This window comes from Enterobacter sp. DN (assembly GCF_046054285.1).
Classification (GTDB): domain Bacteria; phylum Pseudomonadota; class Gammaproteobacteria; order Enterobacterales; family Enterobacteriaceae; genus Enterobacter; species Enterobacter hormaechei_C.
The window spans coordinates 919157-945092 of sequence record NZ_JBJJTG010000001.1 but is presented as its reverse complement, the minus strand read 5'-3'; the positions used below and the strand labels follow the sequence as shown (position 1 = coordinate 945092).

Here is a 25936-nt window from a genome sequence, read left to right as displayed (position 1 = left end):
ATGATCGAGATACAACACCTTAACCTGACGTTTGGCGAGGGCGAGAAGCGTAATCAGGTGCTGGACGATGTGAATATCAGCGTGAGGGACGGCGAGATTTACGGCCTGGTGGGGGAGTCCGGTTCGGGCAAAACCACGGTGCTGAAATGCCTTGCCGGGCTGTTTACCCACTGGGAGGGCGAGCTGGCGATTAACGGCAAGCGGCTGGAAAAACGTATCAGCCCGGAACGCTGCCGCCGGGTGCAGATGGTATTTCAGGATCCGTACGGCTCTTTGCATCCGCGTCACACCATCGGCGATATTCTGGAAGAGCCGCTGCACATTCACCGCATAAAAAATCGGGAGCGGCGCGTTCACGCCCTGCTGGATAAAGTTGGGCTTAGCCGGGCGTTTCGCGATCGCTATCCGCACCAGCTTTCCGGCGGGCAGCGCCAGCGCGTGGCGATTGCCAGGGCGCTGATTCTGGAGCCGCAGGTGCTGCTGCTGGATGAACCTACCTCGGCGCTGGACGTCTCGGTGCAGGCGGAAATCCTCAACCTGCTGGCGGAACTTCAGCGTGAGTCGAACCTGACCTACCTGATGGTCACCCACGATCTGGGCGTGATTGCCCATCTGTGTCAGAAGGTGGCGGTAATGCAGTATGGCAAAATCCTTGAAAGCCTGACGGTGGACGAACTGGTCGCCGGGCAGGCCAAAACCGACTATACGCGGATGCTGGTCAATGCCTCACAGCAGTATTCCCGCGAGATGGCGCGGGAGGTGGCGGTGTATTAGGTAGCCGGGTGGCGACTACGCGATCGGTCCTGTAGGCCGGGTAAGGCGTAGCCGCCACCCGGCAAACCATCAGCGCAAGAGCTGACAATCCGGCGGTAATCGGCACTGCAACGCGCCCGGAACAACTTCGATGCGGAATTTCTCTCCGCTCAGCGGTTCGCCATCAAGGTTAAAGGTCATGCCGTGTGGGGCGATCACTTCAAACCACGCGGATTTCCCGGCGATAATATTGGGGCTCTCCTCTGGCTGCGTCAGCGTCGTAAACAGCGCGGGCAGCAGCCCGTCGCCAGTAAAAATGCGCAGCTGTAGCTGACCATCATTAATCAGGGCTTCCGGGCAAAGCTGCTGTCCGCCGCCTGCCTGACGTCCGTTGCCGATACCAATCACCAGCGCGTCGCCCTGCCAGTGGAAGTTCTCACCGTGGATTTCACAACTGTCGGGCTTGAGGGTGTCCATGCGCATCAGGCCGTGAATGAGGTACGAGACGCCGCCCAGCGCGGCTTTCAGCTTCTCCGGCGTTTCGCTGGTGATCCGCGTGCCGAAACCGCCCGTTGCCATGTTGATAAAGCAGGTTCTTTCATTCACCTGCGCGATGTCGACGGCGGTCGCTTTCCCGAGGATAGCCAGTTGCAGCGCTTTGCCTAAATCCTCAGGTATGCCGGCGCTGGTGGCAAAATCATTGGCGGTACCGAGCGGTAAAATGCCCATCACCGGGCGATGTGCTGTGTTGAGGTCAATAAGCGCGCCAGCGATCTCGTTGATTGTTCCGTCGCCGCCGCCTGAAATGATGGTCTCAGCGCCTAATCTGATGCCTTCGTCGATATAGCGTGCCGCATCGCCTTTTTCAAAGGTCACCCGCACGTGAATGCGCGCGCCATCTTCACGCAATTCGGTGATCGCCTGGCGCAACAGATCGTTGCCTGCACTTTTGCCATTGAGAATTAATAAACTGTCTGGATAGGATGCCATCCGGGTTGCTCCCTTTTTTAACTATAGAAAGAGTGTATCCCAGAGAAGGAAAAAGCGGGTAAGAACAGGATGAAAGGCAAAAAATAAGCCCGCGTAAGGGAGATTACGCAGGCTAAGGAGGTGGTTCCTGGTACAGCTAGCATTTATGGGTTATGTTTTTCAGCGGGGGGATAATACCCGTATTGAACGAAGCGGTATGTGATCCGATTCTAAGAATTATCCCAGCGTGAAAAAATCCCGTTGATTGACTATTTGCCGTGTGGATTTCGGGTATTTTCACCTTCAAAATTACGCATCAGCAGCGCAAACTCCAGCTCTACCTCTTCAGGAACCGGCAGCCAGACCACATGGCCGTCGCCAGGTGCGACCTCTATCGCCTCACCTTTTTTGTTTTCCAGGTGCTCGAGGCGGAAGTTCATGTTGCCCTGAGGCGTCATCAGCTCCAGGCTGTCGCCTTTAGTGAATTTGTTTTTTACGGCGACGGCGGCCAGCGGGCCTTTACGCTCGCCGGTGAAGTCGCCTACAAACTGCTGGCGTTCAGAAATCGAATAGCCATGCTCGTAGTTCTGGTAGTCGTCGTGGGTGTGGCGACGCAGGAAACCTTCGGTATAGCCGCGATGCGCCAGACCTTCCAGCGTTTCCAGCAGGCTGGTGTCGAACGGTTTGCCGGCGGCGGCATCGTCGATGGCTTTGCGATACACCTGTGCGGTACGGGCGCAGTAGTAGTAAGACTTGGTGCGGCCTTCGATTTTCAGGGAGTGTACGCCCATCTGGGTTAAACGCTCGACGTGTGCGATGGCGCGCAGATCTTTGGAGTTCATGATGTAGGTGCCATGCTCGTCTTCGAAGGCGGTCATGTATTCGCCCGGACGTTTGGCTTCTTCGATCATAAACACGCTGTCGGTAGGCGCGCCGATACCCAGCGTTGGCTCAACGTTGGTGACCGGGATCGGCTCGTGTTTGTGCACGATATTGCCGATGTCATCTTCTTTGCCTTCCTGAACGTTATATTCCCAGCGGCAGGCGTTGGTGCAGGTGCCCTGGTTCGGGTCACGCTTGTTGATGTAGCCAGAGAGCAGGCAGCGGCCGGAGTAGGCCATGCACAGCGCGCCGTGAACGAAGATTTCGATCTCCATATCCGGCACCTGGGTGCGGATCTCTTCGATCTCTTCGAGGGACAGCTCGCGGGACAGAATGACGCGGGTCAGCCCCATCTGTTTCCAGAATTTCACCGTTGCCCAGTTGACGGCGTTAGCCTGCACCGAGAGGTGAATGTCCATCTCCGGGAAGTTCTCCCGAACCAGCATGATTAAACCCGGGTCCGACATGATCAGCGCGTCCGGCCCCATCTCCACGACCGGCTTCAGGTCGCGAATGAACGTTTTCAGCTTGGCGTTGTGCGGCGCGATGTTCACCACCACGTAGAATTTTTTGCCCAGGGCATGCGCTTCGTTGATGCCGAGCTGAAGATTCTCGTGGTTGAATTCGTTGTTACGCACGCGCAGCGAGTAGCGCGGCTGGCCCGCGTAGACGGCGTCGGCACCATAGGCGAAAGCGTAACGCATATTTTGCAGCGTTCCCGCCGGGGAAAGGAGTTCCGGTTTAAACATGTTTGTTCTCGTTCTGATGACAGGTCAGATCCGCGTGCACCTGGTGCAGCGGTAAGGGGAGATCCCCCACTTTAAGGGCGGGCATTGTAGCGCTGCGGGGAAGAGAGGTAAAGCTTTGCCCCTCACCCTAACCCTCTCCCCTTTGGGGCTGAGGGCAGGGTGAGGGAGGGTTATTCAGGCAATCCTGCACGCATCCGCTTCCCAGCGATAACCCACGCCGTACACCGCGCGAATAAACGACTGGTCGGCGTCCAGTGCCTCCAGCTTGCGGCGCAGGTTTTTGATGTGACTGTCGATGGTGCGGTCGGTCACTACGCGGTAATCGTCATACAGATGGTTGAGCAGCTGTTCGCGGGAAAACACTTTTCCCGGCTCGTGGGAGAGCGTTTTCAGCAGGCGGAACTCCGCTGGGGTAAGATCCAATAGTTTGCTGCGCCAGCTCGCCTGGAAGCGGCTTTCGTCGACGATCAGCGGGCTTTGCGCATCCAGCACCTGCAATTCACGCTGTGGCTTACAGCGGCGGAGGATGGTTTTCACCCGAGCGACCACCTCCCGCGGACTGTAAGGCTTGCAGATGTAATCGTCGGCGCCGATTTCGAGCCCCAGCAGACGGTCGATCTCTTCGATTTTGGCCGTCACCATCACGATGGGCACATCGGAGAAACGACGAATTTCCCGGCACAGGGTCAGGCCGTCGGTACCCGGCAGCATCAGATCCAGCAGGATCAGATCCGGCGGCGTCTGGCGCACGTAGGGCAGCACCTGGTCGCCGTGGCTGATAAGCGTTGGCGCGTAACTTGCGGCACGCAGATAGTCGATCAGCAGTTGCCCAAGTTTAGGCTCGTCTTCCACGATCAAAATACGCGGTGTGTTGTCGTCAATCGGTAACTCGGTCATGCTTCCCTCGATAAATCCCGTTCCAGAGGTAACTCTACTGTAATGCTAACCCCGCCAAAAGGCGAATGGGCGGCGCGGATGGTGCCGCCGTGGGCCTCCACAATGTTAACGCAAATCGCCAGCCCAAGGCCGGAACCGCCGCTGGCGCGGTTGCGTGAACCTTCGGTGCGATAGAAGCGCTCGAACAGTTTTTCCAGCTGCGCATCTTTCACGCCAGGGGCGGAGTCCGCAAAGGTCAGGGCAAAGCGCCCGTTTTCCTGCCTGCCGGAGATATGCAGCGCGCCGCCGCCGTCGGTGTAGCGGAGGCTGTTCTCCAGCAGATTATTGAACAGCTGCATCAGGCGATCTCTGTCGCCAAATACCACCGCGCTGTCCGGCAGCGAAAGGTTGATTTTCAGGTCACGGCTGGCGAAGCGTTCGCGGAATGCGCCGGTCACGACTTCAAGGATATTGATCACGTCGACTGGGGCTTTCTGGTAGGCCAGGGCGCCTTCGTCGGACATGGAAAGCTGATGCAGATCGTCCACCAGCTTGGTCAGCGTGCCGACTTCCGCCTGAAGCGAGGCCACGGACTCGGGGGTGAACTGTCGCACGCCGTCCTGAATCGCCTCCAGCTCGCCGCGCAACACCGCCAGCGGGGTGCGCAGCTCGTGCGAAATGTCGGCCATAAAATCGCGGCGCATCTGCTGGTTTTTTTCCAGCGTGCTGGCGAGCTGGTTGAAGTCCTGCGCCAGCTTGCCCAGTTCATCCTGGCTGCGGGTGTCAACGCGGGTCGAGAAATCACCCGCCGCCAGCTTGTGCGTGCCTTCCACCAGGCGCTTAACCGGCGCCAGCAGGCCGCGCGCCAGCGGGAAGGTGGCGAGCGCCGCAAGCAGGGTAGAAAGCGCGACAATCAGCCAGCTGGTCTGACGCTGCTGGCGGTCAAAGTTGATGTCGGTGTTGCGCGTCAGCCGCTCGACCGGCGAGGCGATAACCCAGCCCACCGTGGCGCCGTTCGAAGTAATGGCGCGCTTTGTGCCGTCCGGCGGTACCGGAGAGCGTGGTCCAACGAGCACGCGCATCTCCTGATCTATCACCCAGAACTGGGTGCGCCAGCCGTGCGGCGGCATGCCCGGCCCCGGGCGGTCGTCGTCATTATCGTGCTCCAGCGAGCGCAGGATTTGAAACACAAAGCGATCGTTATTGCGCAGAAAACGCCAGTTACCGTGCAGGCTATACTGTTCGCCCAGCGCGTCGCTTAAGCCCTGTAGTCGCTGTTCGTTACCGTGCTTAATGTAGTCAATAAAGCCGCGCTCAAAGCTGACCCGCACCGCCCAGTGCATGGTAATCAGCAGGACGATACAGGTGGCGAAAATCGCCACAAAAAGCTTACCGGTGATGCCCGGACGCCAGAATTTCATGGTGCACTCCTTTTGCCGCGTCGGATCACGACGTTTTTGGTCGTGTCATTCGGTACTCTGGCAAAGATAAAAGCGGGCAGGGCGATAATTACCGCCATGCTGAGGTAAGTGTATAAAAAGACCTGATGCGCGACGGGGGTGTCGGCGCTGAGATGGTGCTGCCCGTACATGCCGAGCAGCAATCCGGCGACCGTGACCCCCACGCTCATGGAGAGCTGCATGATCATCGACAGCAGGCTGTTACCGCTGCTCGCCAGCTCGTCCGGCAGATCTTTCAGCGTCAGGGTGTTCATCGACGAGAAGCGCATGGAGTTGATGATCCCCTGGCAGAACAGCACCAGCGGCAGGATGTAGTACCAGCCCAGCAGCGCCACGGCCATAAACAGCAGGCAAACCAACGCCAGCCCGATCGTGGCGGCCACCAGCACCCGGCGATAGCCAAAGCGGTTCACCACCTGCACCACAATACGCTTCATCCCCATGCTGCCGAGCACCATCGGGATCATCATCAGCCCGGCGTGGAACGGCGAGAAGCCCATCCCAATCTGTAAAAACACCGGCGTCATAAACGGCAACATGCCGCTGCCGATGCGTCCGGCAAAGCTGCCGAACAGACCAAGACGGTAGGTGGGATTCCTGAACAGATTCAGGCTGAACAGCGCGTTAGCGTTGCCTCTGGCATGCCACAGATACCAGAGAATCGCGATGATCCCCAGCGCCACCAGCAGGGCGAGCGACAGGGAGGAGATCCCCAGCCCTTTTTGCCCGTCGAGGGCCAGGGTGAGCGTCGCCATGCCAGCCGCCAGCAGGATAAAGCCAACGAAATCAAAGCGCCGGGTCTGCATTTTATAGTTCGGCATCAGCGTCAGGGTGGCAATCGCGCCGATAATACCGACCGGCAGGTTGATCAGGAAGATCCAGTGCCAGGAGGCATACTCCACCAGAATACCGCCCAGCGCCGGGCCAAGCAGCGGGCCGACCTGACCGGGCAAGGTGACGAAGGTCATCGCCGCCATATACTGCGCGCGCGGAACAATTTTCATCACCGTTAACCGCCCGACTGGCACCATCATCGCGCCGCCGACGCCCTGTAGCACGCGCGCCATCACCAGCTGGTCGAGGGTATTGGCCTGGGCGCAAAACAGCGACCCGGTGGTAAACAGCACAATGGCGGTGAAGAAGATGTTTCTCACACCGACTTTATCCGCCAGCCAGCCGCTGGCGGGCAGCATCACGGCGACCGTCAGCACGTAGGCGACAATCACCATATGCATGTGCAGCGGGCTCTCCCCCAGGCTTTTCGCCATCGAGGGAAGGGCGGTGTTCACGATGGTCGTGTCCAGCGACTGCATAAAGAAGCCGAACGCGACGATCCACAATTGCCAGCGAACGTTACTGGGTAGGTCGGTCATTTACTCGGTCACCGTGGTTCTCTTTTTACGCGAAAAACGCAGCCGCAGGCGGTCAAAGAACAGATAGACTACCGGCGTGGTGTAGAGCGTCAGCAGCTGGCTCATCACCAGGCCGCCGACAATCGTGATCCCCAGCGGCTGGCGCAGTTCCGAGCCGTCACCGCCGGATATGACCAGCGGTAGCGCACCGAACAGCGCGGCCAGGGTAGTCATCATGATCGGGCGAAAACGCAGCAGACAGGCCTGGAATATCGCCTCGTCCGGCGTCAGGTTGCCGTTACGCTGGGCGTCCAGGGCAAAGTCGACCATCATAATCGCGTTTTTCTTCACAATACCTATTAATAGCATGATCCCGATGAGCGCGATTAGGCTGAACGGGGCACCGAACAGCTCCAGCGCCAGCAGCGCCCCCACGCCCGCAGAAGGCAGCGTGGAGAGAATGGTCAACGGGTGCACATAGCTTTCGTACAGCACGCCCAGCACGATATAAACCGTGGCAATAGCCGCCAGAATCAAAATGACCTGCGAGTTCATGGTGNTGGTCAACGGGTGCACATAGCTTTCGTACAGCACGCCCAGCACGATATAAACCGTGGCAATAGCCGCCAGAATCAAAATGACCTGCGAGTTCATGGTGTCCTGGAACACCTGCGCCGTACCGGCAAAGCTGCCGCGCACGGAGGAGGGCACCCCGAGCTGGGTCATGGCGCGGTTGATGGCGTCGCTGGCCTCAGACAGCGACGAGCCGGTTGGCAGGTTAAACGACACGGTCGAGGCGGCGGAAAGCCCCTGGTGGTTCACCGACAGCGGCGCGTTCGACGGCTGCCAGCTGGCGAAGTACGACAGGGGGATCGCCTTGCCGTCATTATTGATCACAAACATCTTGTCCAGCGCGCTGATGTCCTGGGTGTAGCGCGGATCAACTTCCATCACCACCTTGTACTGGTTCATCGGCTGATAGATGGTGGAGACTTCACGCTGCCCGAAGGCGTTGTTAAGCAGGCTGTTGGCCGCTTCAACGTTAATGCCCAGGCGGGACATGGTTTCGCGATCGTAGGTGAGCGCCATCTCCGCGCCGTTATTCTGGCTGTCGGAGTTCACGTCCGCCAGCTGCGGCAGCGCGGCCAGCGCTTTACGGATCTTCGGCTCCCATTCGCGCAGGGCGGCTAAGTCATCCGAGAGCAGGGTGTACTGATAGCTGGCGTTAGCCTGTCGTCCGCCGACGCGAATATCCTGAACGGCCATCAAAAACAGATTTGCCCCCGGCTCTTTGGCAAGCTTCAGCCGCAGGCGGTCAATGATCTGCTGCGCCGTTTCGTGACGTTCACCGCGTGGCTTAAGGGTAATAAACATCATCCCGCTGTTAACGCGCGAGCCGCCGGTAAATCCGGTGACGTTATCCACGGCCGGATCTTCCCGGATGATTTTCATAAAGTCTTGCAGTTTGCCCCGCATCGCCTGGAACGAAATACTCTGGTCCGCCTGAATACCGCCCATCAGCACGCCGGTATCCTGCTCCGGGAAGAAGGTTTTCGGGATGGTGATATACATCCAGACGTTGAGCACAATGGTGCCGATCAGCACCAGCCCGACAAGACGCGTGTGGTTCAGCACCCATTTCAGCGATTTGCCATAGCCGGACTGCATTGCCATCAGGACGCGGCCAAAGCCTTTCCTGCGCGGCTGCGAGTGAGGTTGGCTGCGCTTTAGCATCCAGCCGCACATCATCGGCGTCAGCGTCAGCGAAATCACCAGGGAGATACCGATGGCGACGGAAAGCGTGACGGCAAATTCGCGCAGCAGTCGCCCCGGCAGGCCGCCCATCAGCAGCAGCGGCAGGAACACCGCCACCAGCGACAGGCTCATGGACAGGACCGTGAATCCCACTTCGCGCGTCCCCTGAAGCGCCGCCTGGAGCGGCTTCATGCCCGCTTCCAGATGGCGCGAGATATTCTCCAGCACCACGATGGCGTCGTCCACCACAAACCCGGTGGCAATCGTCAGCGCCATCAGCGACAGGTTGTTAAGACTAAACCCGCACAGGTACATGGCGGCAAAGGTGCCTATCAGCGATACCGGAACCGCCACCGCCGGGATCAGCGTGGCGCGCCCCGAGCGCAGGAACAGGAACACCACCAGGATCACCAGCGCGACGGAGATGATCAGCGTTTGCTCTACCTCCTCAAGCGAGGCGCGGATGGTAGGGGAGCGGTCCTGCGCAATCTGGAGGTCGATAGCCGCCGGAATCGTTTCCTGAAGCTCCGGCAGGCGCGCGCGGATGCTGTTCACCGTCTGGATAATGTTGGCTTCCGGCAGTTTGCGGATCATCAGCAAAATCGCCGGTTTGGCGTTAGTCATCCCGGCGTTACGCACGTCCTGCACCGAATCGGTGACGCTGGCGACGTCGCTCAGGCGCACCGCCGCACCGTTGTTGTAGTGAATAATCAACGGCTGATACTCGGCGGCGGTTTTCAGCTCGTCGTTGGTCTGGATCTGCCAGCGGTGGCTGTTGTCCTCAATCGCGCCCTGCGGCTTACGCACGTTGGCGTTGCTGATGGCGGAACGCACGTCGTCCAGCGACACGCCCTGGTTAAACAGCGCCTGCGGATTCAGCCCCACGCGCACGGCGGGCAGGGAGCTGCCGCCGACGTCCACGTCGCCCACGCCGTCAATCTGGGCGATGGTTTGCGCCAGCTGGGTGGAGGCAAAATCGTACAGCTCGCCCTGGGAGTAGGTCTCTGACGTGAGCGTCAGGATCATGATCGGCGCGTCGGACGGGTTAGCCTTGCGGTAGGTTGGACGGCTCGGCATGCCGCTTGGCAGCAGGCTTTGGGCGGCGTTTATCGCGGCCTGCACGTCACGCGCCGCGCCGTTGATGTCCCGGTCGAAGTTAAATTCCAGAATGATGCGCGTGCTGCCCAGCGAACTGCTGGAGGTCATCTCGTTAACCCCGGCAATTCGCCCAAGCGAGCGCTCAAGCGGCGTCGCCACCGATGACGCCATGGTTTCCGGCGAGGCACCCGGCAGCGAGGCGCTGACCATGATCACCGGGAAATCGACCTGCGGCAGCGGGGCCACCGGCAGCAGCCGGAAGCCCAGCACGCCGCACAGGGTAATAGCGACGGAGAGTAAAATCGTCGCCACCGGACGGTAAATGAAGAGGGCGAAAAACTTCACTTACGCCTCCTCTTCACGTTTCGGGAAGCGGCTTTTCGTCCACAGGGCCAGACGGTCAAACAGCAGGTAGATAACCGGCGTGGTAAACAGCGTCAGCACCTGGCTCACCAGCAGGCCGCCCACCATCCCGATGCCCAGCGGACGGCGCAGTTCGGCCCCCACGCCGGTGCTCAGCATCAGCGGCAGCGCGCCCAGCAGGGCGGCGAGGGTGGTCATCAGGATCGGGCGAAAACGCAGCAGACAGGCCTGGTAAATGGCCTCGCGCGGCGCCATACCCTGCTCGCGCTCGGCGGCCAGCGCAAAGTCGATCATCATGATGGCGTTTTTCTTCACAATGCCGATAAGCAGGATGATGCCGATGATCGCAATGACGTCCAGCTCGCTCCCCGCCAGCATCAGCGCCAGCAGCGCCCCCACGCCCGCCGTCGGCAGGGTGGAGAGGATGGTGATCGGATGGATAAAGCTTTCATACAGCACGCCAAGCACGATATACATCGCCACCACCGCCGCGACAATCAGCCAGACGGTGCTGCCCAGCGCGGCCTGGAACGCCAGCGTACTGCCCTGGAACTGGGTCTGAATATCGGACGGGAAGCTGAGTTCTTTCTCCGCGCCCAGAATGGCCTCCACCGCTTCGCCCAGGGAATACCCGTCCGGCACGTTGAACGAAATGGTGGTGGACGGGAACTGATCGAGATGGTTAATCGACAGTGGGGTGTGGCGCTCTTCCACGCTGGCAATGGCGCTGAGCGGCACAATCCCGCCGTCTTTGCTGGTCAGGCGCACCGTGTCCAGCGCGGCCAGCCCGGGCGTGTTTTCGGTGTTATGTTCCAGCACCACGCGATACTGGTTGGCCTGGGTATAGATGGTGGAGATCAGGCGCTGGCCAAAGGCGTTATACAGGGCGTTATCCACGTCGGACATGGTAATGCCCAGACGGCTGGCGGTGTCGCGGTTGACGTTCACGTACGCCGCCAGCCCTTTATCCTGCCAGTCGCTGCTGACGTCAGAAACCTGCGGCAGTGCTTTCAGCTTGTCCACCAGCTGCGGCACCCAGGTGCTCAGTGCCTCAAGCGAGGTGGCCTGGAGCGTAAACTGGTACTGCGTGCGGCTCACCTGCGTATCAATGGTTAAATCCTGGATCGGTTGCAGATACAACTCAATGCCCGGCACGCGCGCCACCGCGCTTTGCAGGCGTTCAATCACCGCGTTAACGCGATCGTCGCGGTCATCGAGCGGTTTAAGGTTAATTTGCAGGCGCGCGCTGTTGAGCGACGGGTTGGTGCCGTCCACGCCCACGTAGGCAGTCAGGCTTTCCACCGCCGGATCTTTCATGATGATCTCAGACACCTGCTGCTGGCGCTGCGCCATGTTGGCGAAGGAGACCGTCTGCGGCGCCTGAAGCGTGCCCTGAATAATGCCGTTGTCCTGAATCGGGAAGAAGCCTTTCGGAATGAAAATCCACAGCATGACGCTGAGCGCCAGGGTGCCGAGCGCCACGCCGAGCGTTGCCCACGGATGGTTCAGCACTTTCGCCAGCACGCGGCCGTAGGCGGCGATAATGCGCTCGAACATCCGCTCGGAGGCGCGCGAGAAGCGGTTTTGCTTGCGCAAGGACTCGTGGCTCAGCATGCGGGCGCACATCATCGGCGTCAGCGTCAGCGACACCACGGCAGAGATCAGAATGGCGACCGCCAGCGTCACGGCAAACTCGCGGAACAGCCGCCCGACGATATCGCCCATAAACAGCAGCGGGATCAGCACCGCAATCAGCGAGAAGGTGAGCGAGATAATGGTAAAGCCGATCTCCCCCGCGCCCTTCAGCGCGGCGGCTAACGGCTTTTCACCTTTTTCGATATAGCGCGAGATGTTCTCGATTACCACGATGGCGTCGTCCACCACAAACCCGGTGGCGATGGTGAGCGCCATCAGCGTCAGGTTGTTAATCGAGAAGTCGAGGAACACCATCACCGCGAAGGTGCCGACCAGCGAGAGCGGCACGGCGACGGCGGGAATGATGGTTGCCGGGACGTTGCGCAGGAACAGGTAGATGATCATCACCACCAGCGCAATCGCCAGCATCAGCTCGAACTGGGTGTCGGTCACTGACGCGCGAATATTCGTGGTGCGGTCAGAGAGCACTTTCACGCTGACCGATTTTGGCAGGCTTTCCACCAGCTGCGGCAGCATGGTGCGAATGCTGTCGGCGGTATCAATAATGTTCGCGCCCGGCTGGCGCTGAACGTTCATGACAATCGCCTGCTGCTTATTGGCCCACGCCCCGAGCCAGCTGTTTTCCGCGCCTTGTTCAACGGTTGCCACGTCGCCCAAACGGATCGGCGCGCCGTTCTGGTAGGCAATGATCAGCTGACGGTACTCATCGGCGGACTGCATCTGGTCGTTGGCGGAGAGCGTGACCGCGCGGGTCGGGCCGTCCAGCGAACCCTTCGCTGAGTTGACGTTGGCGCTGCTGATGGCGGTGCGAATGGTTTCGCTGGTTAACCCCAGCGCGGCAATGGCCTGGGCATTCAGTTTGACGCGCACGGCGGGGCGTTGACCGCCCGCCAGCGTCACCAGCCCCACGCCGGTCACCTGCGAAATCTTCTGCGCCACGCGGGTTTCAACCATGTCTTCGACCTGGGTCATCGGCATGGCGGAGGAGGTGACGGCAAGGGTCATGATCGGCGGATCCGCCGGGTTGACCTTGCTGTAAACCGGTGGATTCGGCAGGTCAGACGGCAGCAGGTTAGTGGCGGCGTTAATCGCGGCCTGCACCTCCTGCTCAGCGACGTCCAGCGACAGCGTGAGCTGAAACTGAAGCGTGACGACCGAAGCGCCACCGGAGCTCTGGGAGGACATCTGCTTCAGGCCAGACATCTGGCCAAACTGACGCTCCAGCGGGGCGGTGATGGCGGACGTCACCACATCCGGACTGGCGCCCGGATAGAGGGTGACAACCTGAATGGTCGGGTAGTCCACTTCCGGCAGCGCCGACACGGGCAGAAAACGGTAGCCAATGATCCCGGCCAGCAGGATCGCCACCATCAGCAGGGTCGTCGCAACCGGACGTAAGATAAACAGGCGTGATGGCCCACCTGTAGAGCTCGGCGGCAAGACCTGCATCAGGCTTTTGCTCCTGTATCCTGCGCTTCCACCACCTCGACCTGCGCCCCTTCGGTCAGACGGTCAATACCGTCGGTCACGACGCGGTCGCCAGCGGACAGTCCGGCGCTGATCACCACCGTCTGGCTGTCCTGGATGCCGGTTTTCACCAGATGTTTGCTGACCTTGTTTTCGCTGTTCAGCACCCAGACAAAGTTGCCTTCACTGCCCATTTGCAGGGCCGCCGTCGGGATCACTACCGCGTTTTCTTCGGTCGCGACCAGCATTCGCGCGTTGACGAACTGATTCGGGAACAGGGCATCGTCCAGATTGTTGAAGCGTGCTTTTAGCTTAATGGTGCCGGTGGTGGTGTCGATCTGGTTATCCAGGCTCAACAGCGAACCTTCGCTCAGCTTCTGCTTGTTGGTGCGATCCCAGGCTTCAACCACCAGCGCTTTTCCGGCCTTCTGCGCCTGTATCACCGTCGCAATGTCGCTTTCCGGCAGGGTAAAAACGAGATCGATAGGGTGCGTCTGGGTGATCACCACGATGCCCGTGGTATCGCCGCTGGAGATTTGGTTGCCGATATCGACCTGTTTCAGGCCCACGCGGCCGTTAATCGGCGCGGTGATCCGGCTCCAGTCAAGCTGGAGCTGGGCGCTGGCGACCGCGGCTTCGTCGGCCTTGATGGTGCCCTGAGATTCACTGACCAGAGACTGCTGGGTGTCCAGCTCCTGGCGCGACACGAGGTTGGTTTTTACCAGCTGCTGATAGCGGGCTAAATCGCGGCGGGCATTGGCGAGGGTAGCTTTGTCTTTCGCGAGCTGCCCCTGCGCCTGCGCCAGGGCCACCTTAAACTGGCTTGGATCGATTTCCGCCAGCAGATCGCCGGCTTTTACCTGCTGACCTTCCTGGAAGTGAATGGCCATCAACTGACCGTCCACGCGGCTACGTACCGTCACGGTGTTGGCGGCGGTGATGGTTCCCAGCCCGGAGAGATAACGAGGCACCGCTTTATTCACCGCCGTTGCCGCCTGCACCGGTGCCAGCGCACCGCCGCGCATACCGTGGCGCCCGCCGCCCGTTGAGCGTTGTGAGGGGCTATTAGCGCCAGCAGGTGCCGTGGAGTTCGCGGACTGGCTGTGCCAGTACCAGGCGGCGGCCAGGACCACCACAATCAGACCAACGGCGATTGCCCAGCGGGATTTGTTACTGCCTTTCATCGTTATACGTTCTCATCCTGAAACTCTTTCGGGGAATGATACTAGTTTAGTCAGCTAACACAGCGGAAAAATGGAGGAAATATGGAAGACTGTCGGGAATTGTCTGAGTGTGGCGCGCTGTTTCGCCTTCGCCGGGTGGCGCTGCGCTTACCCGGCCTACGGTTGGAAGATCTTGTAGGCCGGGTAAGGCGAAGCCGCCACCCGGCATAACCCCATTAGCTAAACACCACCTGCGCCCAGCGCGCCAGCCCTGCCGTAACGGAGCCAAAGTCATCGCCGCCGGCAATCGGGATCCCCGGCAGCTGTTCCGCCAGCGCTTTCTTGATCAGCGGCGAACGGGCGCTACCGCCAGTCAGGTAAATTACGTCCGGCTTCACTTTGCCGTTCTCAAGCGCCAGTTGCACCTGCTCCAGAATACGCTGAAGCGGCTGAGTCAGCGCCATTTCCAGCCCTTCCTGGGTGATAGCCGTAGCCAGATCGTCACTGATAAACGGCAGCGAAACCGCATGCTCTGGACGATCGGAAAGGGCAATTTTGCTCTCTTCGGCGGTGCGCACCACGCGGTAGCTCAGGCGCTGACGCCACACCTTATACAGAAGTGCGACCTTCTCTGCATCCTGCGCATCACGCACCAGATCGTTGAGGAAACGGCCATTCACGGTGCTGTAAAAATCACTCTGGGCAGGGACGTCGTTGATGGCAATCGCGTTCCACCACGGCAGGATCGGCAGGGCGATGCCTTTCTCGGTTTGACCGCCCATGCCGAGCAGCGGCATCAGGCTCTTGAAGGCCAGGGCAATATCCAGATCGTTACCGCCCACGCGGCAGCCGCTGTGCCCCAGCAGACTATTTTCACGATCGCGACGGTGATGCCACTGGGGACCCATCAGCAGTAATGAACAGTCCGTCGTACCGCCGCCGATGTCCACCACCAGCACCCGTTTCTCTTCCGTCAGCGTGGCTTCAAAATCCAGCCCCGCCGCAACCGGCTCATACTGGAACACCACGTCACGGAAGCCTGCCCGGTGCGCTGCACGCTCAAGGATCCCCTGCGCCTGCTGGTTGGCTTCGTCGCCGCCCAGCCCCTGAAAGTTAATCGGACGGCCAATCACCGCCTGGGTGATGGCATCCGGCACCTGGGACTGCGCCTGATTGCGGATGTGCAGCATCATCGCGCAGACCAGATCTTCAAACATCGCCACCTGCTGCGGCTTCAGGCCGCTGGCGCCGAGGAAGGATTTCGGCGATTTAACGAAGTAGACCTCTTCCGGGTCTTCAATATACTGCCCGAGGGAAGAGAGGCCGAACTGCACGCTGGACGGGGTAACGTCGATATCTTCCTCGCGGTTAAAGCTGACCGCACGGCGCAGCAGCGCCTGGGTCTCCGCCGCCGTGGCCGGAACCTGATGGTGGCGGAACAGCCACTCGCTCACCGCTTCACGCGTGGGCGCACAAAGCATTGACGGCAACAGCGTACTGCCGTTTTCCATTTTCAGGAGCTGCGGTTGTCCGTTTTGCATTATCGCAACCGAGCAGTTTGCGGTGCCGTAGTCGAATCCAATAAACACAATAAATCCCCATGCCGGTGAGAAGGGGCGAGACTTTAGCGAAATGTCTGCCAGGCGACAACAGGAATATGAAAGCAAGGCGCAAGGCGATCTTTCGGTTTATGCTGAGGTAAATACAAAAGGAGAGACGATGTACACCCTGAACTGGCAACCGCCCTACGACTGGTCGTGGATGTTTGGCTTTCTTGCCGCGCGTGCGGTCACGGGGGTTGAAACCGTTACGGAGGATTACTACGAGCGCAGTTTTGGCTATGCCGGGCACCAGGGCGTTTTCCGGGTTACGCCAGACAGCGCAACCCCTACGCTGGCGGTGTCGCTCAGCCCTGGCCTGATCCCGGTGGCGGATATCTGCCTCGACCGCATCTCCCGCCTGTTTGACCTCGATTGCGACCCGCTGCACATTGCGCAGACTCTCGGCGAGCTCGGCGCGGCGCGGCCGGGCTTACGTTTGCCCGGCGCGATGGATGCATACGAGCAGGGCGTGCGCGCCATTCTCGGGCAATTGGTGAGCGTGGCGATGGCGGCAAAACTGGCGTCACGGGTGGTGGCGCTGTGCGGTGAACCCATTGAGGATGCGCCGGGCTATCTCTGCTTTCCTCCGCCAGAGGTGCTGGCCGCGGCAGATCCGCTGGCGTTGAAAGCCCTCGGGATGCCGCTCAGGCGTGCGGAGTCGTTGATTCATCTGGCGCAGTCGGTGGTGGACGGTGAATTCCCGCTGTTCCCGCCTGCGAACGTTGAGGCCGGGATGAAGGCGCTACAGCAGCGCCCCGGCATCGGGCGCTGGACCGCGAATTATCTGGCCCTGCGCGGCTGGCAGGCGAAGGATGTTTTCCTGCCGGATGACTATCTGATTAAACAGCGCTTTGCCGGTATGACGCCCGCGCAGATCCGTCGCTATGCCGAACGCTGGCAGCCGTGGCGCTCGTATGCGCTGTTACATATCTGGTACACCGACGGCTGGTCGCCGTCAGTTGATGGCGAAATAGCTGGTATTCAGCAGTAGATCGAGCGGCTGCGCTTCCCCGATGGTGTCGCCGTAAATAAAATCAACGCCGATGCCCGACAGCGTATCCATCATGATCGACTGATGGCATGGCCCGGCAATGGTTTTTATGCCCAGACGCTGGGCGTGGCCCTGAATGATTGTCACCATCATCTCATCCATCAGATTGCCGTGGACGTTGGTCACCATGTCTGTATCCAGCAGCAGATAATCGGCGGTGTTGGCGCTGAGCTGGCTGAAGACGTTCATATCGCGTCCGACCCGGGTCAGCACCACGCGACAGCCGGCCTGACGAAGCTTTTGCAGACCCTGCTGCACGTTTTCATCCGTATTGCTCAGCACATCAACGGCGATCGCCAGATGCAGCAGCCGCGCCGGCAGCGGACCTCTGGTGATCAGGTCGAGCAGCTCATCCACCAGCGTGACGCTGGCTAAACCCGCTTCTGAGAGCGGCAGCGCGACGCCCATTCCTTTGGCCGCCACCTGTGCGGCATAGGTACGGAAAAATTCGCTGAATATCCGTCGGTCCAGGGCGTGCAGCAGCTCCGGCTCCGCCAGCCCGGCGCGGAAGGCATGCTCTTCCAGCACTTCCCCCTGGCTGGTCCACAGCCGCAAGGAAATCAGCCAGAAGCTACTGCTCTCGGGAATGCGTGGCGAGGCGACGCTGCGGGCGATCATCAGCAGATGGTTATCTTTAATCATGTGCCACTGCTCATCCAGCGACATCATGCTGCGCGCGCTGTGGATCCGCTCCTGCTGGGGTTCGTAGACGGTGACCACGCCGCGCCCGCTGTTTTTCGAGGCGTAGCAGGCGATATCGGCCTGAGACATCACTTCCGCAGCCTGATAATTGGTGTCGTCAATCAGCGTAATCCCCGCGCTGGCGCCAATGCGGTGCAGGCGTCCTTCCCAGGAGAAATGATAGTTGTTGATGGCGTCGATCAACCGGCCCGCAATATAGCGTGCGCTTTCGACGTTGCAGTCCGGCAGCAGCAGGCCAAACTCGTCGCCGCCCAGACGCGCCAGCACGTCGCTGGAGCGCAGCATGGTCAGCATCAGCGAAGAGAGTTCGCGCAGGAGAGCGTCGCCCGCCGCGTGGCCTGCCGTATCGTTCACCGCCTTAAAACGGTCAAGATCGATAAAGACCAGCGCGTGACGCTGATGGGTCTCCTGTACCGTCTGCAACAGGCGCTTAAGATGGTTTTCAAAGCTGACGCGGTTCGCCAGGTGGGTAAGGGCGTCATGGGAAGCGCTGTAGCTCAGCTGGCGCAGCATTTTGCGCGACTCGGTGACGTCCTGAATCACCAGCACCGAGCCGATGGTGTGTCCTTCCAGAGTGCTGAGGGGGGTAATGCTGTAATGAATGTCGAAACTGCCGCCATTGCGGCAGTTAAGCACCACATCCTGTTCGATATCGGTACGGGACATATCGCCGCTGTGGATGTTTTCCATTAACGGACCGTTCTCGCCGAAGGTAATGTGTAGTACCTTCAGAACGGGCTGACCCAGCGCTTCGCTTTGCGACCAGCCGCTCATCTTCTCGGCGACCGGGTTCATAAAGGTGATGTTCATGTCGATGTCGGTACACAGCACCGCTTCGCCGATGGAGTCGAGGGTGATATGCAGGCGCTCTTTTTCCTGGAACAGCGCCTCGTTCAGCTGCTTCACCTCGGTCATATCCATGTTGATCCCTAACAGCCGCTCCACTTCGCCCTGTTTGTTCAGCACCCGGTTCGCCAGCGAACGAATGTGGCGAATGCCATCCTTGACGCGAATGCGAAATTCCAGCTTGAAAGGTACCCTGGCCTGGAGTGACTCACGCAGGACCTGTTCGGCGTGCGTACGATCTTCAGGCACCATGGCCGCATGCCAGAGCTGCCAGGTGGGTTTAATGTGCGAGGGGATCTCGTACAGCTCAAACATCCGTTTATCCCAGCTGATTACGTCCGGCTCGAGATCCCACTCCCAAATCCCGATTCCGCCGGCTTCGTTAGCGAGAGTGATACGCTCCATCAGACGCTTATTCACCCACTCGGTCTGTTTCAGATCGTTGATGTCTTCAATTTGGGCAATAAAGTAGAGCGGCGTGCCGTCGGCATGGCGCACAACGGAGACGGCCAGTAGCGCCCACACCACCTCGCCGCTGCGGGTGTAGTAGCGTTTTTCGAGGGTGTAGGTGTTGATCTCGCCGTGAATCAGCTGTTGCAGCTGCTCCAGGTCGGTATTTAAATCTTCCGGCCAGGTTAACTGCTGGAACGTGAGCGACTGAAGCTCAGACTGGCTGTAACCGAGGAAATTACACAGCGCCTTGTTGGCCTGAAGCCACTGGCCCTCAATGCCCACCAGCGCCATACCAATCGCGGAATATTCCATCGCATTGCGAAAACGTTCTTCGCTTTCCGTAATATGTTTACGCTCGGCCCTGAAGGCATACATCACCATCGTCATAATGTTGGCGGGGAGCAGCATCATCAGGAAGGGGAGCCACGGCGCGTTGAAGGTGACGATCATGCTGGAGGGCGTCATGGAGAGCGGATTTCGCGCCATCATCAGGGACACCATCATGATGGTGAATAAAAATATCAGGAACGCTTCCATACGCGGCAGACGCACCGCGCTCCACATCAGCAGAACGATAATGCAGGTGAATGGCCACGGCAGCCAGGTGATTGCCGTCCAGCTAAGAACCAGCGTGACGACCAGGGTCACCAGCGTTTCCAGCAGCAGTTTCGGGTTGCGGTGGCGCAGCAGGTAATGCGGCTTAAACAGCAGACCTAACGGCACCAGCGCCAGTGCGCCAATGGCTTCTGAAAGTACCCAGACAAGGAAATTACGCAGCGGCTCCGCGCTCGGCACCAGAAAATGAACCAGAACGCCCCCCACCAGCGGCGGCACCAGGGCACTGCCGAGGGCAAGCCGGACCCAGTCGTTGAGGTTTTGCAGCGGATTATACCAGGGGAGCAGCTTACGCAGTAACAGCGCGCCAACCGTGGCCTCAATGATATTGATCGCCGTGTAGGTGATGTTGATCGATGCCCATGAGAAGAGCATCCACGAGGCAAAAATATTGCCAAAGGAGCAGGCGAGCGCAATGCCGGGCCACATTTTTCCCGCATGGCGGTAAAACGCCACCATCATAATTGAAGTCGGGAACCATAGTGGCGCCAGCAGCGTACCGAAGCGAGTCAGCTCGAGGGAAAATAAGGTGAAGATGAACGTGACCAGACCCAGACAGACAAGCCGCAGTAAAGGATGTGGGGTAGTAACCAAAACCCGCTGGTATTGTTTATTCATTACCGCTCTATCCAGGGACGCCATGTTGTCAGGAGCCAGGTCCGGACGCGTGAAATTAATAATTTGGTTTATGCTAGTACAAACATTTTACAATTCATATGCTGAGTGGTCAGATTTTGACTTCATAGACTTATAAAATAGTTACTCTGCGAAGAAGGGTGATGAAATGGCGAAAAACCGCGCGTAAAAATTTTGCTAAAGGCGTGAAACAGCGCTTTTCAGCCCGCCTCGCATAACCTGCGCATTCGACTGGTATCACGCCCCCGAAATCCCTATAATTGCCGCGTTTGACGCTCCGGCGTCGTCCTTCCTTACATCCAGGTTAATCAGGTCGCTAAATTTATGACTGATAAGTCTCATCAGTGCGTCATCATAGGCATCGCCGGCGCATCGGCTTCAGGTAAAAGTCTTATTGCCAGTACGCTTTATCGCGAACTGCGTGAACAAGTGGGTGATGAGCATATCGGTGTGATTCCCGAAGATAGCTATTACAAAGATCAATCCCATCTTTCGATGGAAGAGCGCGTAAAAACCAACTACGACCACCCCAGTGCGATGGATCACAGCCTGCTGTTCCAGCATCTGGAAGCGCTGAAGCGCGGCGAGGCGATTGAGCTGCCCGTCTACAGCTACGTGGAACATACCCGCACCCAGGAAACGATCCGTATCGAGCCCAAGAAGGTGATTATCCTTGAAGGGATTTTGCTGCTCACCGACGCCCGTCTGCGCGAATCTATGAACTTCTCAATTTTCGTCGACACTCCGCTGGATATCTGCCTGATGCGGCGTATTAAACGCGACGTTAACGAACGCGGCCGCTCCATGGACTCCGTGATGGCGCAATATCAGAAAACCGTTCGCCCGATGTTCCTGCAATTTATTGAGCCTTCGAAACAATACGCCGATATTATCGTGCCTCGCGGCGGTAAAAACCGTATTGCCATTGATATCTTAAAAGCGAAAATCAGTCAGTTTTTTGAATAAGCCGTGTGAATTGTGTACCGTTCAGAGATAACCTGGTTTTGCCCTGACGCCGTAAGGCTTCAGGGCGCGATGCACGAAAGGAGAAAGTGCCATGCGTCTTTGTGACCGCGATATAGAAGCCTGGCTGGATGAAGGCCGCCTGTCTATCACCCCGCGTCCGCCGGTTGAGCGTATTAACGGCGTGACCGTCGATGTGCGTCTGGGGAATAAATTCCGCACCTTCAGCGGCCACACGGCACCGTTTATAGACCTCAGCGGGCCGAAAGACGAAGTCAGTGCGGCGCTGGATCGCGTCATGAGCGACGAAATCGTCATCGAAGAAGGAGAGGCGTTTTATCTCCATCCTGGCGAACTGGCGCTGGCGGTGACCTTTGAATCGGTCACGCTGCCTGCGGACCTGGTCGGCTGGCTTGACGGACGCTCTTCCCTGGCGCGTCTGGGCCTGATGGTGCACGTCACCGCGCACCGTATCGATCCGGGCTGGTCTGGCCGTATCGTGCTGGAGTTCTTTAACGCCGGTAAATTGCCGCTGGCGCTTCGTCCGGGAATGATGATTGGTGCGTTGAGCTTTGAACCGCTGACCGGCCCGGCAGACCGTCCTTATAACCGCCGTCAGGACGCAAAATATCGCGACCAGCAGGGTGCGGTTGCCAGTCGTATCGATAAAGACTGATCTGTGAGTTCACTGAGGAAGCCATGAGAAGAGTTCTGACAACGCTGATGATTTTGCTGGTGGTGCTGGTGGCTGGCCTTTCAGCGTTGGTGCTGCTGGTTAACCCGAATGACTTCCGGGCCTACATGGTGCGGCAGGTGGAAGCGCGCAGCGGGTATGAACTCAAGCTGGACGGGCCGCTGCGCTGGCACGTCTGGCCTCAGCTCAGCATTCTCTCCGGACGTATGTCCCTCACCGCGCCGGGTGCCGCGCAGCCGCTGGTCACGGCGGATAACATGCGTCTTGATGTCGCGCTCATCCCGCTCTTATCCCATCAGCTCCAGGTTGAACAGGTGATGCTGAAAGGGGCGGTGATTCAGCTTACGCCGCAAACCGAAGCCGTTCGTCAGGCGGATGCTCCGGTCGCACCGCGTGAAAACACCTTGCCTGACGTCCCGTCTGACACCGGCTGGTCGTTCGATATTGGTAATCTGAAAGTTGCTGACAGCGTGCTGGTTTTCCAGCATGAAGATGACGAACAGATCACCGTACGCAATATCAACCTCAGGATGGAGCAGGATGCCAACCATCACGCCACCATGGAGTTCTCCGGGCGGATCAACCGCAATCAGCGCGATCTCAACCTGTCGATGAACGCGAACGTGAACGCCTCTGATTATCCGCACCAGCTGACGGCGGACGTTCAGCAGCTTAACTGGCAGCTGACCGGCGCGGATTTACCCGCGAAGGGGATTGCCGGCCAGGGCACGATGCAGGCGGTGTGGCATGAAGAGCGCAAACAGCTCGAACTGAACGCGCTCAACCTCCAGGCCAACGACAGTGCCCTGAAGGGGCAGGCGAGCGTCACGCTTGATGAGAAACCTAAGTGGGTGCTGGATCTGCAATTCGACAAGCTGAACCTCGAGAACCTGCTTCCGCCCCAACCGGTGAACGCGACCGATGAGGGAGCCACGCAGGTGGGGCAAAGCCAGGTCACGCAGTCGCGTCCGGTGATCTCCTCAAATCTCGATCAGCCTGACTACAACGGCCTGCGCGGATTCACCGCCGACATTCTGCTGAAAGCGAACAGCGTGCGCTGGCGTGGGATTGATTTTACTGACGTCAGCAGCCAGATGTTCAACCACAACGGCCTGCTGGTCATCTCCGAGCTCAGCGGAAAAATGGGAGCAGGGAACCTCTCCCTGCCGGGCACGCTGGATGTACGCAAAGACGTTGCCAGCGCCGCGTTCCAGCCGCGTCTGGAAAACGTTGAGATTGGCACCATCCTGAAAGCCTTTAATTACCCGATTGCCCTCACGGGGCAGCTGTCGCTGGCAGGGGATTTCTCTGGTACGAAGATTGATGCGGACGCCTTCCGTCGTAGCTGGCAGGGGAAGGCGCACGTTGAGCTGAAAGATTCGCGCATGGAAGGGCTGAACTTCCAGCAGCTGGTGCAGCAGGCGGTAGAACGCAGCAGCAGCGTGAAAGCGAATGAAAACTACGACAGCGCAACCCGTCTGGACAGCTTTACCAGCGAGCTTGCCCTCGACAACGGTCAGCTCTCGCTTGACGACATGCAGGGGACGTCGTCACTGCTGGCGCTGACCGGAACCGGCGCGCTGGATCTGGTGAAAGAGACGGCAGACACCCGCTTCAACGTCCGCGTGAAGGCTGGCTGGGAAGGCGAAGGCCAGCTTGTGGAGTTCCTGAAAGAGACGCCGATACCGCTGCGCGTGTACGGAAAATGGCAGGAGTTGAATTACAGTTTGCAGGTCGATCAGATCCTTCGGAAGCACCTTCAGGATGAAGCGAAACGTCGGCTGAATGACTGGGCGGACCGCAATAAAGAGTCTCAGTCAGGTAAGGACGTGAAAAAGCTGCTCGATAAGCTGTGATGCCTGTTGTGCCGGGTGGCGGCTTTGTCTTACCCGGCCTATAAAAGCCAGACACCGTAGGCCGGGTAAGCGAAGCGCCACCCGGCTTTTTTACACCTCAAAATCCATCTCATCTTCACCGCGCAGCGGTATCAGCTGCACCTTCTGCACGCGATGGCTCTCTACCTGCAAGGTTTTGATCATGTAATCCCCCACCTGGACCTCTTCGCCCGGCTGCGGAATACGTTGCAGATATTCCATCAGCAAACCGGCGATGGTGTGGTATTCGCGCTTCTCATCCAGCGGAAGCGGAACGAACTGCACCAGATCTTCGAGCGGCATATGGCCGTTGGCGGTCCAGCTGCCGTCGGCGTTTTTCTGAATATCGTGACGCGCATCGATCTCATCCACCTCATTAGGCAGATTACCGGCGATGGTTTCCATCACGTCGCTGAGCGTTACCAGCCCTTCCACAGAACCAAACTCATCAACGACAAACGCGAAGTGGGTACGAGCGTTGCGGAACTGCTCCAGCGCGGAGAGCAGCGGCAGCGCTTCCGGGAAGACCAGCGGCTGGCGCACCAGCGCCCGCAGGTTGAGCGGCTCGCCGTGGAGCTGCTGTTGCAGGAGGTCAATCACGTGTACCACGCCCAGCAGCTCTTCTTCCTCTTCACCGCCGGTCACGACCACGCGGGTGTGCTGGTTTTTATCCAGCAGGGCGCGGATCTGCTCTTCCGGCGCCGTCAGGTCAATATGCTCAATGTCATGGCGGGAGGTCATGATACTGCTCACCGAGCGCTGGTTGAGGTTAAGCACGCGCTCTATCATCCGGCGTTCCTGCGGGTTGAAGATCTGCCCGTCGCTGTGGTCGGCAAGCATCGCCGCGGATTCAGCATCCAGCTCGGCATCCTCTTTTTTGCCGCTCAGCAGGCGCATCACCGTATCTGCGGTGCGCTGTCGTAATGTCTGGTTCGCGGAGAGAAAACGGCGACGGTTGAAAATGGCCAGCTGGTTGAGAAACTCAATCAGCACCGAGAAACCAATGGCGGCGTACAGATACCCTTTCGGGATATGGAAGCCAAAACCATCCGCGACCAGGCTAAAGCCAATCATCAGCAGGAAGCTCAGACAGAGGATGACGATAGTCGGGTGACTGTTCACGAAGCGCGTCAGGGCTTTACTGGCGAGCACCATCAGGGTGATGGCGATGATCACCGCGGCCATCATCACCGCCAGATGGTCAACCATCCCGACGGCCGTGATCACGGAGTCGAGAGAAAAGACGGCATCCAGCACCACGATCTGCGCGACCACTGGCCAGAATTTTGCACCGCGTCGCTGGGTGGGGTTTTCACTGTCTTTTCCTTCCAGCCGCTCATTAAGCTCAACCGTGGCTTTGAACAGCAGGAACAATCCGCCGAAAAGCATGATCAGGTCGCGGGCGCTAAAGCTCAGACCCTGCACGCTGAATAAGGGTTTGGTCAGCGTCACCAGCCAGGAGATTGAGGCCAGTAACAGCAGACGCATCACCATGGCGAGCAGAAGACCCGTCACGCGGGCGCGGTCGCGTTGTGAAGGGGGTAATTTATCGGCAAGGATAGCGATAAACACCAGGTTATCAATGCCGAGCACTAATTCGATGACGACCAGCGTCACCAGCCCGGCCCAGATTGATGGATCGGCAATCCATTCCATAGTAAATGCAATACCTTCTGTTATATGACTAATGTCACACTTCGATCATGGATAAAGCCGACGGAAATTGCAATGCCGGGGTGAGATTTCTCTTAATGCTACACTCAGGTAAACCCCATTTGCCGGGCGGTGTAAATAAGTTAATTGCGAACATTTAATTACATAAGACGATATTTAGGATATATCGCAATAAATGGTCTGGCGATCTATTTTGTCAATATAAAGAAAATCCGAAAACCTTAAAACTTTGCTCTTAATATTAATCTTAAAAACGAATATTAGGACGGTTGTCTCCTTGCCTG

Annotated in this window: 16 protein-coding genes; 5 read left to right on the top strand and 11 right to left on the bottom strand. The window is 58.8% G+C overall.

What is annotated here, in order from left to right; all coding sequences use genetic code 11:
• Positions 1-774 (top strand): ABC transporter ATP-binding protein, encoded by a 774-nt coding sequence (locus ACJTMZ_RS04560; protein WP_045339123.1) that lies wholly within the window; start codon positions 1-3, stop codon positions 772-774.
• 69 nt (positions 775-843) lie between these two features.
• Here ACJTMZ_RS04560 and yegS read toward each other — a convergent pair whose 3' ends face one another.
• The 9 genes from yegS to yegD all read right to left on the bottom strand — a co-directional run bounded on the left by yegS (position 844) and on the right by yegD (position 16132).
• On the bottom strand, positions 844-1743 hold the full coding sequence (gene yegS, locus ACJTMZ_RS04555; RefSeq protein ID WP_015572360.1) for a lipid kinase YegS: 900 nt from the start codon (positions 1741-1743) through the stop codon (positions 844-846).
• 248 nt (positions 1744-1991) lie between these two features.
• Complete coding sequence (gene yegQ, locus ACJTMZ_RS04550) at positions 1992-3353, bottom strand: tRNA 5-hydroxyuridine modification protein YegQ (RefSeq protein ID WP_017383261.1); 1362 nt, start codon at positions 3351-3353, stop codon at positions 1992-1994.
• A gap of 174 nt (positions 3354-3527) precedes the next feature.
• Positions 3528-4250, bottom strand: coding sequence for a two-component system response regulator BaeR (baeR, locus tag ACJTMZ_RS04545; RefSeq protein ID WP_015572364.1), 723 nt, complete (start codon positions 4248-4250; stop codon positions 3528-3530).
• Positions 4247-5650, bottom strand: coding sequence for a two-component system sensor histidine kinase BaeS (gene baeS, locus ACJTMZ_RS04540; protein ID WP_015572365.1), 1404 nt, complete (start codon positions 5648-5650; stop codon positions 4247-4249). The genes baeR and baeS overlap by 4 nt, the downstream gene beginning before the upstream one ends.
• Positions 5647-7062 carry an MFS transporter gene (locus tag ACJTMZ_RS04535; RefSeq protein WP_252010692.1) on the bottom strand — a complete coding sequence of 472 codons (1416 nt, stop codon included), beginning with the start codon at positions 7060-7062 and terminating at the stop codon, positions 5647-5649. Before ACJTMZ_RS04535 ends, baeS begins: the two co-directional genes overlap by 4 nt.
• Positions 7063-10239 carry a multidrug efflux RND transporter permease subunit MdtC gene (mdtC, locus tag ACJTMZ_RS04530; protein ID WP_408626873.1) on the bottom strand — a complete coding sequence of 1059 codons (3177 nt, stop codon included), beginning with the start codon at positions 10237-10239 and terminating at the stop codon, positions 7063-7065. It abuts the gene before it with no gap.
• Positions 10240-13362 carry an MdtB/MuxB family multidrug efflux RND transporter permease subunit gene (locus ACJTMZ_RS04525; protein WP_032619335.1) on the bottom strand — a complete coding sequence of 1041 codons (3123 nt, stop codon included), beginning with the start codon at positions 13360-13362 and terminating at the stop codon, positions 10240-10242.
• Positions 13362-14564: an MdtA/MuxA family multidrug efflux RND transporter periplasmic adaptor subunit gene (locus ACJTMZ_RS04520; protein ID WP_252010691.1), complete on the bottom strand. Its 1203-nt coding sequence runs from the start codon at positions 14562-14564 to the stop codon at positions 13362-13364. Before ACJTMZ_RS04520 ends, ACJTMZ_RS04525 begins: the two co-directional genes overlap by 1 nt.
• 215 nt (positions 14565-14779) lie before the next feature.
• Positions 14780-16132 (bottom strand): molecular chaperone, encoded by a 1353-nt coding sequence (yegD, locus tag ACJTMZ_RS04515; RefSeq protein ID WP_252010690.1) that lies wholly within the window; start codon positions 16130-16132, stop codon positions 14780-14782.
• A 130-nt stretch (positions 16133-16262) separates the two neighbouring features.
• Between yegD and alkA the strand changes: the two genes are divergently transcribed.
• Entirely contained in the window at positions 16263-17135 is an 873-nt protein-coding gene (gene alkA / locus ACJTMZ_RS04510; protein WP_017693082.1) for a DNA-3-methyladenine glycosylase 2, read from the top strand.
• Here the strand turns inward: alkA and ACJTMZ_RS04505 are convergent.
• Positions 17100-20429: a diguanylate cyclase gene (locus tag ACJTMZ_RS04505; protein WP_252010689.1), complete on the bottom strand. Its 3330-nt coding sequence runs from the start codon at positions 20427-20429 to the stop codon at positions 17100-17102. The two genes, alkA and ACJTMZ_RS04505, sit on opposite strands and share 36 nt — an antisense overlap.
• 342 nt (positions 20430-20771) lie before the next feature.
• On the opposite strand from ACJTMZ_RS04505, the gene udk reads away from it, so the two are divergent.
• The 3 genes from udk (at position 20772) to asmA (ending at position 23960) form a co-directional block, all read left to right on the top strand.
• Complete coding sequence (gene udk, locus ACJTMZ_RS04500; RefSeq protein WP_000130320.1) at positions 20772-21413, top strand: uridine kinase; 642 nt, start codon at positions 20772-20774, stop codon at positions 21411-21413.
• Between the two features lie 91 nt (positions 21414-21504).
• Positions 21505-22086: a dCTP deaminase gene (dcd, locus tag ACJTMZ_RS04495; RefSeq protein WP_006811250.1), complete on the top strand. Its 582-nt coding sequence runs from the start codon at positions 21505-21507 to the stop codon at positions 22084-22086.
• 23 nt (positions 22087-22109) lie between these two features.
• On the top strand, positions 22110-23960 hold the full coding sequence (gene asmA / locus ACJTMZ_RS04490; RefSeq protein ID WP_047726982.1) for an outer membrane assembly protein AsmA: 1851 nt from the start codon (positions 22110-22112) through the stop codon (positions 23958-23960).
• Between the two features lie 90 nt (positions 23961-24050).
• Here the strand turns inward: asmA and ACJTMZ_RS04485 are convergent, their stop codons facing one another.
• Positions 24051-25634: a TerC family protein gene (locus ACJTMZ_RS04485; RefSeq protein WP_015572372.1), complete on the bottom strand. Its 1584-nt coding sequence runs from the start codon at positions 25632-25634 to the stop codon at positions 24051-24053.
• Positions 25635-25936: the final 302 nt, after the last annotated feature.